The organism is Mesoplasma sp. JKS002658 (assembly GCF_023566355.1).
GTDB classification, from domain to species: domain Bacteria; phylum Bacillota_I; class Bacilli_A; order Mycoplasmatales; family Mycoplasmataceae; genus Edwardiiplasma; species Edwardiiplasma whartonense.
The window spans coordinates 158,944-174,020 of the sequence record NZ_JAKNSW010000002.1 but is presented as its reverse complement, the minus strand read 5'-3'; the positions used below and the strand labels follow the sequence as shown (position 1 = coordinate 174,020).

Genomic DNA, 15,077 nt, shown 5'->3' with positions numbered 1-15,077 from the left:
TTTATTTTTTTCTTTTCTTTAATTGTTTTTGCATCGCTTTGAATTCGCGATTATTGGCAAAAACAAAGTGGTTTGGTTGAACTTCTTGTCAAACTGGAAAATCAACCAGGTAATCGTGGTGTTCTTTTTGTGGATTATAAACAAAATGAACTTTCTTTTTTTCTTGTTCTGGATCTGGTAAAGGAACCGCACTTAGCAAACTCTTAGTATAAGGATGCAAAGGATGATCAAACAATGTATCAGCAGGAGCAAGCTCAACAATATCACCATGATATAAGACCGCAATCCGGTCGGCAATGAAGTGAACAATACTCAAATCGTGAGCGATAAAAATATAAGTTAAATCGTATTCTTTTTGAAAACGTGTTAACAAGTTAATCACTTGAGCTCTGATTGAAGCATCCAAAGCTGAAATTGGTTCATCAGCAACAATAAATTCAGGACGCATCACTAAAGCCCGAGCAATCCCAATCCGTTGACGTTGACCCCCAGAAAACTCGTGAGGATAACGTGACAAGTGTTCAGGAAGCATTCCCACTGAAGTTAAGGTTTGTTTGACTAAAAAGTGTTTTAAATCACTACTCTTGACTTGATCAGCACTTAGTTGGGATTCTTCTGGCTTATCGTGATTGTATCACTTAAGATAAGCATCTTTAACCTCCTGATTTTTATATAATTCGGGAAAGTTAGCCAATCCCTCACCAATAATTTGTTCAACTGGTAAATGATCATTTAAACTAGATGCTGGGTCTTGAAAAATCATTTGCATTGATTTTTTTAAGTTTCTAGTTTCTTTTCGAATAGGATCTTTAAAAATTGGAGTTTGTTCTACTATTTGAGTAATTGATGGTTCTTTTAAAAGTTTTTTAATCTTAGTGAACTTTTCAACCAGTAATTTATTGTCAATTTCTTCATTTTTTTTAATTTGTCCACTAACATAACGAAGATATTTTTGTTTATGTTGAGAACGAGCACAAAGCGCACTAATGATTTTAGCATCACCAATCATCGTAACGATTAAAGCGGAGATTGACTTATGAGTTGAAATAATTTCTTTTAGTTGAGCACCCAACTCATTCATGAACCGAGAAATACTAGTATACTTACCATTGACAGCATCACTACGAATTTTATTCATCGCTTCTAAACGGTAGTAAATTTCATTCTCCAAATCCTTAATTGCTAAAATCTTAGTTTCAATCGTTTTTAACTCGCTGGTTAATGTTGCTACTAATTCATGCTTAATAGGCACATAAGCATCTAAATTATCAACAAATTTTAAGGTCTTTTGTAATAAACGAATCGTAGTAATTAAACGCTTTAAGTTATCCTTAATTGTTGTAGTGATAAACTTAATGTTTGCTTCTTTTTTAACTTTTACTAACTTCGTGTCTTTAATGTTAACCCCTTCAGCGATTGAGCGGTCAACACCATCAGGATAATCAGATAAAGTTTGGGTTTTAAAATCATAATACTTTGAATACAAGTACTTGTGATAAACCCGTTTATACTCTTCTAAGTAATTATTAATCTTGATTGTTGCTGCATTTTGATTATTAAGCATAACTTCAATATTATGTTCAATCTTCAAAGTTGCTTGGTCAAGTTTTAAAACACTCCCGCGAGCAACGCGATTTTTGAAATAAATTGTTCCTTCGTGAATTGGTTGAATTCCCATGATTGCTCGACCAATAGTGGTTTTTCCTGATCCTGATTCGCCAACCAAACCAAAAGTTTCACCCTTGTAAACATCAAAAGTAACATCACGAACAGCCTTATTTACTTTTCGACCAGTCCCAAATTGAATTGCTACATTACGAACTCGAATCAATGGTTCTTGGTTTTTTTTACTCTTCAGCTTAGAAGTGGTTTTTTTACTCTGAGTAGATGATTTTTGTTTTTTTGATTCCATCCTAATCACCTACCTTCTGTGCTTGAATTGCTTCTTTTAACCGGTTTAGCTCCACAGGCTTGTTAATTTCAGGAGCCCGAGAATCTAATAATCAAGTTTTAGCAAAGTGGGTCGAACTCACTTTGAAAAATGGTGGTTCATATAAATAATCAATACTTAAAGCATATTTATTTCTTGGTGCAAACGCATCGCCATGAATTTTATTAAATAAAGAGGGTGGGGTTCCATCAATTGCAAATAAATCTTCACCAGCTTTTCCCAACTGTGGCAAAGAAGAAAGTAAGGCTCAAGTATAAGGGTGTTTTGGATCTTCAAAAATCTCTTTAGTTAAACCATACTCAATAATTTGTCCTGCATACACAACTGCTACGCGATCAGCAATGTTGGCAACAACTCCTAAATCGTGAGTAATGAAAAGAACTGTGAAACCGTATTCTTTTTTTAAATCTTTAATCAGATTTAAAATTTGCGCTTGAATAGTTACATCCAGAGCAGTGGTTGGTTCATCACAAATTAGAATTTTTGGTTTACATGCCAAAGCAATGGCAATTACCACCCGTTGACGCATTCCTCCAGAATATTGCCCAGGAATATCTTTCATCCGTTTTTCAGCATTAGGAATTCCGACTTTTTCTAATAAAGAAATCGCTTGGAGTTTTGCTTGTTGATGAGACACATCTTGATGAGCAAGAATCGCTTCGATCAATTGATATCCAATTGTTAATAAAGGGTTTAGACTTGTCATCGGGTCTTGAAAGACTGTAGCGATTGTTCCTCCTCTTAATCGTTTTAAATCACCTTCTGATTTAATTTTCTTGGTTCATAAACGTCGTTTTTCTAAACTTCAAGTTTCAGAAATAAAGTCAACTTCTTCAACGCTTAATTTAGCTTTTTTGGTTGCTAAAATTTTCTCAAAAGCACGTTTTAAGTAGACTTCAGTAGTTTTTAACAGCTTCAAATTTATAAGTTTTTCATAATAATCTTGAATTAAATCTCGGGTTGATGAAGAAAGTTTATTCTCGCTTTGTTCACTAAAAGCTTCGACCAACAAATCAACTCCTTGTTGAATGAAGTGATGTTTTTTTGGTTTCAAAGGTTCAAAATTATAACTTTCTTGCTCTAAAGTTTGAATTTGTTTTTCTAGGGTTTGAATTTGAAACATTTTTTGAGGATCAACCTGATTAACTTGTAATTCAAGTTCTTCTAAAGCTTCAAAAGTACCTTCTTCAGGTTCAACCAACCCTTTATTTTCTTCTTGAGATTGAAAGACAAGTTTTTTTCGATTATCAACCACTTGAAGTTTTAAAAGTTCACTACGAGGATTTCGTTTCATTAAAGTTGCTAATTGTTTTTTTAAGTCGCGGATATTTCTTTTATTTGCTCGACGGATAATTGTTCGACTAACACTATCTAAAGCGTTGCGATGATATTGAACTAAATCGACATCTTGGCGAATTTCTGCGTTCAAATCTTGTTTAGTTGCCATCGATGGATAATACCCAATACTGCCTTGAGCAATATAACCATTTGCTTCTAACATATCAGTTAAAGTTTTAGTTAACACAGACTTTCCTGATCCTGATTCTCCTACAATCGCTACAGTCTCACCCTCATAAATATCAAAACTAATGTTTCGAATCGCAGTCAAACTTCTTCCTCGTACCCGAAACTTAACAACTAAATCTTGAATTGAAAGAACAACTCTTTGTTTTTTTGGCATATTTTTTCCCTCAATTACTTTCTAGCGATGATTCTTTGGATCCAAAGAGTCGGCAAAAACTTTACCCACCAAGAAGAAGATTACTGAAACTGCAGTAATTAAAACTACTGGTAAAATGATTAAATGCGGATATTCTTGTCATTGTGATCCTGCCATCACATTATTAATAATTGTTCCTAAACTAGTTTTTTTCCGGTCAGCTAAATTAATATAACCAAATCCTAAGAAAGACAGTGTCGCATCTAAACTAATTGCGTTAGGAATAGCAAAAGTTCCAGTTTGAACGATTACTGGTAAGATTTTTGGTAAAATGTTGCGGCGAATAATCTTTTGTGAACTACTTCCTAACGCCATTGAAGCAGTATTATAATCAGTATTTTTAACCAAGATAATCTGTACTCGAATCGTTGAAGCCATTGTAATTCAAGCTTGAATGCTGACTCCTAAAATCACTGGTCAATAACCAGGCTTTAATAAGAAGATTACAAACAAAAGCATAATCAAAGAAGGAACAATTGATAATAAATTGGTAATTTGAATAAAGAATAGGTCGGATTTACGGTAGTAACCCCAAATTGAACCAAGCACAATTCCTAAAACCAACTGAATTACAGTAATCAAGAAAGCAAATAACAGAGTTGTTTTCATTCCTGCTCAAATTTGGATTCAATAATCTTCACCTTGTAACCCTAAACCAAAAACATAACGGGTGCTGGGGGCTGCTGGACTTCCATGACCAGGAGCATCAGAAACAATTGGATTAACAATTTTTCCTGCAGGAACAACAAACATCAAAACAATAAAAGTAATCAACAATACTAAGCAGACAAGAAAAACTTTTGACTTAAACAAAAGTTTAGCCACAGATTTTCAATAACTATATGGTTTTGAAGACAAACGTTCGTTTTCAGCAGTTTCTTCACCCGCAACAACAAACAAATCTTTGTCAAGATCGTGGTATTTGACATCATGATTATCATCAAAGTTTTTAATCTGTTGTTGATCTAATTTTGACATTTTGTAATTTCCTTTCTAAAAAAATATTAGTTAGTTCTTTGCCCTAAACTAGTTCGAGGATCAGTTCACACAATCATTAAGTCTGAAAGCAAAGAAGCAAAAATTTGGATAAAAGCAGCAAATGAGACAAACCCAAGAATAACAAAACTATCTTTTTGGCCTCCAATTGCTGAGACGATATAACGACTCATTCCTGGAATGGATCATTGTTGCTCGACTAACATTGATGAACCAAATAGCGTCGCTGCAATATCAACAGGGAACTGACGAATAATTCGAATCCCTGCATTCCTAAAGATTTGAATATAGAAGACACGATTAGTACTTAGCCCTTGCGAATAAGCAAAACGAGTATAATCGTTAGTCATCTCGTCAATGACATATCTTCTGGTCATAATAATGTTGGTAGGCATAATCATCACAATCAAGGTAACAACTGGTCAAAACTTAGTTCAAAATGATCCCGAAGTAAACAATCCCGAAGTTCCTAAACCAGCAATCGCTAAAAGATATAAACCTAAAACAATTACCACTGCTGGTACAGCAGTTAAAAAGACACTTATTCCGTTAATCGTCTGATCAGAAACCTTCTCTTTTTTCTTTGCTGCATGAATTCCTAATGGTAGAGCCACCAAATAAGAAATCACCACTGCCACTGATCCAAATCCAAATGAGTAAGGAATGGCTCTGTTGAAAATATCCATTACCGGAGTTCCAGGACTAGCAATTGCTTCTGAAGAAACTAAACCAAGAAAAACATAAACTTCCTTCGTGGTTTCACTTATCAATATAGCTCCATTAGCACCACTTTCTCACAACTGGTCAATGACAACTGTTTTGGGAATTAAAGGAAAGATGTTCTTTAAATAGTTTGCTAATTGTTGTCCTAAAGGTCCATAAACTCCAAACACTTTCATCCGGTTAATCAATAAGGCTTGGGTTTGTTCCTCAGTTAAGTGCAAGTTACTAATATTACTTGGTAAATACTGGTTATCATCAGTGACATAACGCACCAAGAGAAAAACAACAATAATGGCTATTAATAAAGTTGCTAAACCATAAATAATTCGACGCAATGAATAATTTAACAAGGGGTGATTAATATAAAATTTATAAACATTAGCACTGAAATCTGCTCACTTATGACGCAAAATAGTATATCAACTGTCATGAGCAAAGATTAACTCATCATTTAAACTAAATTGGGGAGAATTTAAATCTTCTAAACTAATCGGGTTAGAAACATCATGGTACTGCTGCTCGGCATCGATTGGTGTTTTTTTAGCCATAACTCTGGTATTCCTTTCCCTTTAAGCATCAATTGAATTGTTGTTAACTATTACCTTAACTTAATGTATAAATTAAATTATAATGCCAAAACTAAGAATCGCTCCTGCATTAGCATTACAACAGAGGAAAAGTTAGTTTCTGGTGTCTTCAATCACACGCTAACTCTTTTCTGCGTTGACACTTATCATACCAAAAAACACCAATAAAAACAAGGTTATAAGTGCAAAATTAACTTTCATCAACCCAAATTGAATTTAATTTTCTTTATTATTTAAAACAATATTGACTTCAATAACTGACAACAAATTTATCTTCACTTCTTTTAGACTATGCAACATTTTTACCCCGACATAACGTTTATCACTATTGCCAAAACCAACATGACTACGGGTAGATTCGTCAATATAAGTTAGCAGAGTTTTTGTAGTTCCATCAGGAACATAAAAAGGCATCAATAATTTATAACTGTATAAAAGATTGGCTTCTGCTGTGGCAAACTGTTGATATCTTATGGTTTTTTGCGCAGAATCAGCAATTTGATCAGCAGCATTAACCTGATTGGTGTAATCTACAAAATGTGCTAATAGTTTATAAGCATAACTTTGATCGAAAAAACTATTTAAATAATTAGAATTAATCACCAATTGGTCAAGACTGGTTTGGTTTTGCTTATTAAAATTAACTTGATTAATAATTCGACTCAAACCAAAATAGTTCGCCATATCACCTTGAATTATATAAGTTCTTAAAAAAGCTAACGGATCAAGAAAACCTGGTCCTCATCCTGTTAGAAACATACTAAAGTTTCCCTGCAATTGACTTGCTTGATAATCAGAATCATTCATTGTTCTTTTGGCATTAATTTTAACTAGATTGTTTGTGATAACGTTAAAAGTATCAATCATATCTTGAAGATAAATATTTCAAGTCGAGTTGTAAACTCCACTCATCAACATCGTTAAACTAACTCCTTTCTCATAACCAGACCCAGTCAAATCACTTCGTACTTGTTGAATCAACGCTTCAAAGGGTTTTGCTTGTGCTAAAAGACTTCTAGCAGTAACATCAGTGATGATTTCATTACCACTTGGCGATAATAATTGTGAGTTTTGATAAAAAATTTCTTGACCATCAACTAAAGAAACCGCGGTGCTGTTAAACAACTGGTTGTATGCATCTTGTAAATAATCTTGATAATCTAGTCCATCATTTCCTTTTAAATGACCCCCGGGATTAAAAGTGTTTCTTAAAAATTTTGAATAAGGTAATCCATTATCAAAAGGTTCTGAAAAATAACGAACAAAAAGACTACGGTTCATCGCAAAAGCAATTAAAGTCCGTACCGAATCCAAACTCAAAGCAAAATTCGATTCCACTCCTTGTTGGTATTTAATGTTATTTCTTCCTTGATATTTCTCGTTATCAAGCGCGGTTTCGGTGTTAAAAAAGTTAAACGACAAGTATCTAGTTCCTAAAGTTGGGTTTAAGATGTTGGTCAAACCACTAAATTTAGGATGATTAAAATCTGTTCCCACATACTTCTTTCACCCATAATGATCACTTGGTTGTAACCACACTTCACTATAATCACCAGTTTCAAACAATAAACGCGGACGAGCAATATCAAGGTTTGCTAAGAACTGAAATCATATTTGATTAATAAAAACTTGATTAACAGCAAAATAAGCAGGATTTTTCACCAGTTTCAATAAATAAGATGTTTGATAACTTTTAATTAAATAAGGTCCAGTCGTTCAAACTTCTTTAGCTTTAATTCCATAATTATAACTTGCAAATAATGCTTTGGTTGGCGTGGGCGAAAAAGCAAACGAAGTTAAATAAGAGCGAAAGTAGGGGGTTGGTTGCGCTAATTTTAAACTAACAGTTTTAGGATTATCTTCATCAATAATAATCGCTTCCTCCAACAACATTAAAGCTTGCGGATTATTACTTACATCATAAGCACTTTTATTTTGGTTTTGTTCGTGGTCAAGTTGATAAATATCACTCACTGTTTGAGCATTAAGAACCACAGAGGTTCACGTACTTATCACTTGAGAAACATTCATTGGGTTCAATACATACATTGCCGTATTTAAAAAATCTTTACCATCAATAGCCTTAACTTTTGTTCCTAACTCGTCAAAGAATGCCGCATCATCACGAAAGGTAAAAGAATAAGTGGTACTATCATCACTTAAACTTCCTATATCAGTTAACAAATCAGGAATTAAATCACCATCCCGATTGTTTTCTAATAAAGTGTCGTGAAGGTTGGCAAGTAAAAGAATATCATTAGTTTGCATTGTAGCTACTGGATTTCACGTAGTAGGAGAAGCAGAATAATAGGTTTTAAAGATATTGGTGTCAACCTTGCGATTTAATAATTTTTGGGTAGTAACAGGCCCACAAGCAAGCACGTTAATCGGAATGGTGATAAGCACGATTAAACTTAAAATCATGATAAGTAGTTTTTTTAACACAAGTTTAATCTCCCATTTCTTTTAAAAAATTATTATACAAAATAAATAAAAATCAACTCCTTTTTTCTCCCTTCAACTTTGTTTGTAATCACATTAAAACCAAATTATAATTAGAAAAAGGGTAACTAAAAATTGATGAGTAAAAAAAAAGGTCAACATCCTGAGAAGTGACAACAACAGTTAAAAAATCTCGATCAAGCAAAAAATGATTATTTCAATCAAGAAGTTGATGAAATTATTCAACAAACTTATGAAGAAAACGAAGCTTATCACCGACTTGTAACCTATAATCAAGCAAAAAAAATGCAATGATGACACTATTTAATTAGTTTTGGTGTAGCGTTTTTTTTTACTGGGATTAGTTTTTTAATTGGGTATTTAACTAAAAATAGTAACAAAGCTCCTGACTATCAAGCTGCAGGGTGGGCTAGTTTAGGTTTTGTTTTTTTATTAATCCTTTTATTTATGGTAATTAACTATAACAAAAATCGTAATGCAGAAAAGTATTTTCATGATAAACGAAGAAGATATCAACGCATACTTTCGTTTGTCGAAGCCAAGCAATTATTGGTTTTAAAAATTATTTTCCTGGCAATTGTGCTTTTAAGTATTACTGTAATTGTGACCAATGTGGTTTTTCAACCCTAAAAAAACTAGGATAAATCCTAGTTTTTTGATATTTAATTTTGTAGGTTGATAAGAAATAGTGAGGATTCCAGGGATATAATCAGGAGCTTTAACTATTAATTTAATTATGAATGAGATGGCAGTTTTGCTAAGACTAACACCAATTTTACTATTGGTTCAAAGATCGGTTTCTGCTCCATTGCTTCCCCAAGTAATCAGAGGACCTTCAAAGATAAAAAACAGAAGAAAAATTATTCAATTGTGGCAATATCTAAATTTGAAACCACCTGGGTAAAAGTTATAATTTTCTGTCTTTTTTGACCAGGTTTTTGATCTAAAACTTCAAAATGAATAGTAACATTTTCAATTTGATCAAGACTAAAACGTAATTGTTCGTCTTCTTGAAACCAAGTGGCAATTAAATCAGTTCCTGGTTCAGCTCCATAATTAGGACCAAAAACAACAGTCTGGTCACCAATTTTTGCTCAGGCATGAACAAGTAAAGTATCAGTATCAGAACCAAGGTCAGCATATCATTGGTCAATCATTGTTTGAGGAATCACATAATCTCGTAACTCAACGTTGACCAACACCTCTTCATCAGGATGAGCGAGATAATTAATCGTTAAATAACTACTTTCATATCCCGTTACAGAAACCATTAAGGTGATAGAAAAACTAGTTGTAGCACTAATAGTAGAAAAACCTCATTGTCCATTAATTAAAGAATACTCTGCACCAGTTTTTGGATCGGTTCAGTACTGGGCGGTGGCATTATTTTTTTGATCATGAACAAGCGAATAAACAAATTGGTGGGGATCGAGAGGTAGAATACTAACTCGTTTATAACCAGGATCAAGATCGATATAATTACTTAGGTCGAAAGCTTCCTTTTTGATAATTTTGATTCTTGAAGAAGTTAAAGGCACTTTAGGAGGTTGATGACCAACTTCATCTTGACTTAATTTTCCACAAGCGATTATGATACCAATAGCAGTTGAATCCATTCCTAAAGTAGCTAAAATACTCAATATTTTTTTAATATTTAACCATCCTTACTTTTTTAGTTTTATTATAAGACAATTTTATTATTTAACGATAAATTTTAAGAAAAAAAATATTGGTTGAAAACCAATATTTTACTTATTTTTTGACTCAATTTTTGTTTTAGGATTATTTTTAGAAGATTGATGACGATTCTTTCCTGATTTAATTTGGTGCTTTTTAGCATCTTTTCCTGGTGGAATTGTTGCTTTATGGACATAATTTCGAGACTTCTGTGAACGTGCCAAGACTGCTTTCAAGTTGAAATTACCATTAATTTCATTAACAATACACAAAATCATCGGATTTTTCCCAGATTCTTGTTTAACCAACGCCTTTACTTTATTAACAATCTCACGTTTAACATCATCTAAACTATATTTATTAGGATTCTTTCTAAACAACTCTGTTGATTGATCAAGAATTTGATTAACTTCTTTTTGCATGATTTTTGTAACTGGATTATCTTCACTAATATAAAGCACTCCGCGCATCTGAATATCAACTAAAGAAACCGAAGCTTTGCTCTTGCTATCAATTGTGGCCCCAATAATCACTACACCATCCCCAGCAAGTAATTTTCGTTCATTTAAAACGACATTACCAATATCACCAATTCCTGATCCATCAACATAACTATCGCCACAAGGAATTGTTTTATCCATAATTGCTAAATGTTTACTACTAATTTTTAAAACTTGACCATTGTCAATAATTCCCACATTTTCAGGCTTAATCCCAGCCTCAACTGCTGCTGCTTCGCCTTTTAAAAACTCTTTGTATAATCCTTTAACAGGAATAAAGTATTTTGGATGAAACAAGTTATTTAACATCTTCACATCTTCATAACTAGCATGCATTGATCAAATATTCTTATCACTCAACGCAATTAATTTTGCATCAGTTCTTGCTAATTCATCTAAAATTTCAGCGTGACGCTTTTCGACTCCTGCTGCTGGAGGAGTGGCTAGAATGACTAAATCTTTCTCACTAAGTTCAATTACACTATCATTGCCCATCGCAATTTTAGCTAACTTTGAATAAAGAACATCACCAGTTCCTGAAATGATTAAAACACCATCATCAGAATTCATATAATCTTCAACACTCATTAAGTCATCATTAGTGATTTTAAAATCATCATGAATCATATCATTTTGTAAAATTGTTGCCATTGTTCGACCATAAATAGCAATTTTTCGGTTATTTAGCTTGGCTTGACTGACAATTTCACCAAGTTTAAAAATATCTTCTTCAAAAATACCAATAGCAATCCGGATTTTCTTTTCTTTAAACGAACTGGCAATATAACGCTCAATCTTATGATTTGGCACTGTGTAAGACATTCTTGAAGCAAACTCAGTATCAGCAATTAAAGCTAAAACTTTTTGATCAGCAATTTTGTTTAAGTGATTAAAATCAGTTGAAAAGTAAGAAGTCTCTTGCCCATCAATGATGTAATCTCCAGCATAAACAATTACCCCTTCACTAGTGTGCAGTGCAAACCCAAGAGATTTTGGTGAAGAAGCAGTTAAACGAAAGGTTTCAAGTTTGTTTTTACCAAAATCAATAATTTGCTTATCATCAATAATTTTAAAATTAGCGGTTTTGTTTTTTAACACAGAACGTTCTAATTTAATTCTTAGAATTGTTTGGGTGATTTCATTACAATAAATAGGAACATCTAAATCTTTTAATAAAAATTGTACTGCTCCAGCATTATAAGAAGCAGAATTGGATAAGAAAATTCCTTTAACATGTTGGGCATTGTTAATTAAAAAATCAAAGTTTGGAATTACAACATCAACACCTAGAATTCCTTTTTCAGGGTACTTAATCCCACAATCAAAGACAAACAAATCCTCGTCAACTTGAACGACAAAAAGGTTTTTCCCCCGTTCATCTTGACCCCCTAAGGCCATAAACTTTATTTCAGCCATTTTTTAACTCCAATCTTTTTCCTCTTATTTTTACTGTTAAAAACACTATTTTCCTCATAAAAAAACAAATTATTCATTCTTAGCAAAGAGTATATAATGATTTTTAAAAGGAATTAATTAACTATATTTTACTGGTTTTGTTAACGTTTAGCAACCAAAATAGACGGTTTAAAAGTAGATGGATCTTTACTATAAAATAATAAGTTAAATTTAACAAGAAAAGGGTTTAGTTACCAACAAAGATATCTTTTAGTAAAGCGGCGTGATTAATTTTATTGGTGGTAATAATTTTTAACTTAATCGCACTAATTTTAACCTCAATGGTAGCAAAAGTTGTAGCAATAATTCTAGCATCGCCAACTACGGTTAAAGCATCATTTACTTTAAGTGAGTTAATCTGAGTTAATCTAATAGTTTCTTCATGACAGAAGATAATTGGAGCATTGATTGTATGAAACAACACCGTAGAAACTGGAGCCACTTCTTGCATCTCAAATAATTCTTGACTGGTTGGATAGATAATGGCTCCATTGATTGACTTTAAATATCCTGTCGATCCACTCGGAGTAGCAAAAACCACTCCTGTCCCCTTGAAATTTTCTAATTTTTCATCATTGACAAAAATACTAAATTGCTGAGGCACCACATCATTTAAAACTTTCAGTTCGTTAATGACAAAAAACGTTTTCTCATCAATTTTTACCTCCAAAAGGGGATATTTATTAATTTGACATTCATTTAAATTAAGGTTAGTTTTCAATTCCTTAGGATCAAAAAGGTTACGATTAGTATAAAAACCAATACCGCCTTTTTTAATCGGATAGAATTTAATTTGTGCTAATAAATGATTAAACTGCTTAACTGCTTTTAAAAAAGTACCATCACCACCAATTACAAAAACATAATCAGGATTTTCATCATCAACCACTCACGCTTGATCTGATGTTAGTTGCTCAGTTAATTGATTAGCTAAATCTAAACTTTCAGGATAATCATTTTTGACAATACTATACTTCACACACATTGCTCCTTAAAAGAAAATATTACTCTCATTATAATGTTTTTTAGCTTTTATGTTGTTTAGTTTTAAATAAAGGTACAATAAAAATATTATCAATCCAGAGATGAGGTTCGAAAATGAGCGAAAAAAAGCGCATGGTAACTGCAATAGCTTCTAGTGGAAACATGACAATTGGTAACTATTTTGGCGTGATTAAACAAATTGTTAGTTACCAACAAGACTATGATTTATTTCTTTTTATTGCCAACCTCCACGCAATCACCACTCCTCAAGACAAAACCAAGTTAAAAGAAAATATTAAAACGATGGCAACTCTTTATATTGCTTGTGGAATCGACCCACAACTAACCACAGTCTTTATTCAATCTGATGTTTTAGAGCACGCGCAGTTGGGATGAATTTTAAACACTCAAACTAACATGGGTGAATTAGAAAGAATGACTCAATATAAAGATAAATCTTTAAAAGCAGGGAACAAAACCAGTTATATCCCTAGTGGTTTATTGACCTATCCAACCCTAATGGCCGCTGACATTCTTTTATATGATGCTAATTATGTTCCAGTAGGAATCGATCAAGTACAACACGTGGAATTAACTAGAACTTTAGCCGAACGAATGAATAAAACTTATCAACAAGATCTCTTTGTTTTACCAGAAGCCTTGATACCAACTAAAACTCCTAAAATTATGGATTTACAAGATCCAACAAAGAAAATGTCGAAATCAAGCACTAATGAAAAAGCCTTCATTCGAATTCTTGATCAACCTGATCTTATTCGGAAGAAAATCAACAGCGCTTTAACTGATAGTGAGGATAAGGTCTATTACAATCTGAAAACTAAACCAGGAATTTCTAATTTAATGACAATTTATTCTGCTATTACTGGTTTGACTCATCCCGAAATCGAACAGCAATTCTTAAATAAAAACTACCAAGAATTTAAAACTGCAGTTAGTGATGTTCTAATTAAGGAATTATCCCCAATTCAGGAACGTTACCAACTTTTAAAAAGTGGTGATGATTTGGATCAATGATTAAAAGAAGGTGCATTAAAAGCTCAAAAAATTGCCTATAAAAAACTGCAGAAAGTTCAAAATACAATGGGATTAAATTATAAGCGTAAATAAAAACAAAAAAGTTAGGAATATTCCTAACTTTTTTCTTAGACTATTGTGGAGTATTAATGCATCATTGCTAAAATAAGTGCGCCACCAACAATTCCACCTAAAACTGGACCAACTACTGGAACTCAGCTATATGCCCAATCAGATGAACCCTTATTAGGCAAAGGAAGAAAATGGTGAACGATTCTTGGAGCCAAATCACGAGTAGGGTTAATGGCAAACCCAGTAGGACCACCTAAGCCATAACCAACTCCCGCAACTACTGCCATCGCAATTCCTACACCAATTAAACTTGATGCAGGAAGATTAAAACTTCCAAAGTTATGACCAGTACCAGTATACAAACTAGCGGCACCAAGACCAAGCACTAATACAAAAGTTGCCATAAATTCGGCAAATGTATTAAAAGCATAGGTTTTTTTGCTACGTTCTTTTTGAGCTGGAGCCGTACAATGAAAACCTAAAACTTCACCAGCATCAGATTTTTCAATCTGTAACCAATAAACTAAATCTAACAATAATTGACCAATAATCATCCCTGTAAATTGAGCTACCAAATAAATCACAATCAACCATTGGTGACCATTTGCAAAAGGATTATTACCAGCATTATTACTAGCTGATTGAATTAATACACTTAAGGTAACCGCAAAGTTTAAATGGGCTCCTGAATATTGAGAAGTAATCGCTCCTACAAAAACCGCTAATCCTCAACCAATTGCAATTGCTGACCAACCAGCACCCCTTGCTTTACTTGTTTTTAAATTAACAGCAGCAACGACTCCGTTTCCCAGCATGACTAAAAGCATACTTCCTAACATTTCTGAAAGAAAGATTCACCCAATATAAGATGTGGTACTGCCCACGTCTTGAAATCCTCACGACATATCTTCTCC

11 protein-coding genes are annotated in these 15,077 nt (G+C 33.0%); 2 read left to right on the top strand and 9 right to left on the bottom strand.

Annotated features, from left to right (window positions below):
- Position 1: 1 nt before the first annotated feature.
- The 5 genes from LD125_RS03760 to LD125_RS04005 form a co-directional block, all read right to left on the bottom strand.
- Positions 2–1,912: an ATP-binding cassette domain-containing protein gene (locus tag LD125_RS03760; protein ID WP_308700563.1), complete on the bottom strand. Its 1,911-nt coding sequence runs from the start codon at positions 1,910–1,912 to the stop codon at positions 2–4.
- 1 nt (position 1,913) lies between these two features.
- Positions 1,914–3,632: an oligopeptide ABC transporter ATP-binding protein OppD gene (gene oppD, locus LD125_RS04015; protein ID WP_250136412.1), complete on the bottom strand. Its 1,719-nt coding sequence runs from the start codon at positions 3,630–3,632 to the stop codon at positions 1,914–1,916.
- Positions 3,633–3,653: 21 nt separating this feature from the next.
- The gene (oppC, locus tag LD125_RS04010; protein WP_250136411.1) at positions 3,654–4,649 is read right to left on the bottom strand and encodes an oligopeptide ABC transporter permease OppC; all 996 of its coding nucleotides are present in this window, start codon (positions 4,647–4,649) and stop codon (positions 3,654–3,656) included.
- Between the two features lie 26 nt (positions 4,650–4,675).
- Positions 4,676–5,938 carry an oligopeptide ABC transporter permease OppB gene (oppB, locus tag LD125_RS02815; protein WP_250137086.1) on the bottom strand — a complete coding sequence of 421 codons (1,263 nt, stop codon included), beginning with the start codon at positions 5,936–5,938 and terminating at the stop codon, positions 4,676–4,678.
- A 255-nt stretch (positions 5,939–6,193) separates the two neighbouring features.
- The gene (locus LD125_RS04005) at positions 6,194–8,422 is read right to left on the bottom strand and encodes an ABC transporter substrate-binding protein (RefSeq protein ID WP_250137489.1); all 2,229 of its coding nucleotides are present in this window, start codon (positions 8,420–8,422) and stop codon (positions 6,194–6,196) included.
- A 135-nt stretch (positions 8,423–8,557) separates the two neighbouring features.
- On the opposite strand from LD125_RS04005, the gene LD125_RS02805 reads away from it, so the two are divergent.
- Entirely contained in the window at positions 8,558–9,070 is a 513-nt protein-coding gene (locus LD125_RS02805; RefSeq protein WP_250137490.1) for a hypothetical protein, read from the top strand.
- A 230-nt stretch (positions 9,071–9,300) separates the two neighbouring features.
- Here the strand turns inward: LD125_RS02805 and LD125_RS02800 are convergent, their stop codons facing one another.
- The 3 genes from LD125_RS02800 to LD125_RS02790 all read right to left on the bottom strand — a co-directional run bounded on the left by LD125_RS02800 (position 9,301) and on the right by LD125_RS02790 (position 13,051).
- Complete coding sequence (locus LD125_RS02800; protein ID WP_250137089.1) at positions 9,301–10,080, bottom strand: hypothetical protein; 780 nt, start codon at positions 10,078–10,080, stop codon at positions 9,301–9,303.
- 108 nt (positions 10,081–10,188) lie between these two features.
- Positions 10,189–12,033 carry a ribonuclease J gene (locus LD125_RS02795; RefSeq protein ID WP_250136406.1) on the bottom strand — a complete coding sequence of 615 codons (1,845 nt, stop codon included), beginning with the start codon at positions 12,031–12,033 and terminating at the stop codon, positions 10,189–10,191.
- Between the two features lie 226 nt (positions 12,034–12,259).
- Complete coding sequence (locus tag LD125_RS02790; protein ID WP_250137491.1) at positions 12,260–13,051, bottom strand: diacylglycerol kinase catalytic domain-containing protein; 792 nt, start codon at positions 13,049–13,051, stop codon at positions 12,260–12,262.
- Between the two features lie 119 nt (positions 13,052–13,170).
- On the opposite strand from LD125_RS02790, the gene trpS reads away from it, so the two are divergent.
- Positions 13,171–14,184, top strand: coding sequence for a tryptophan--tRNA ligase (trpS, locus tag LD125_RS02785; protein WP_250137492.1), 1,014 nt, complete (start codon positions 13,171–13,173; stop codon positions 14,182–14,184).
- Positions 14,185–14,237: 53 nt separating this feature from the next.
- Here trpS and LD125_RS02780 read toward each other — a convergent pair whose 3' ends face one another.
- Positions 14,238–15,068, bottom strand: a complete 831-nt coding sequence (locus tag LD125_RS02780; RefSeq protein ID WP_250137493.1) for an MIP/aquaporin family protein — start codon at positions 15,066–15,068, stop codon at positions 14,238–14,240.
- Between the last annotated feature and the right edge of the window lie 9 nt (positions 15,069–15,077).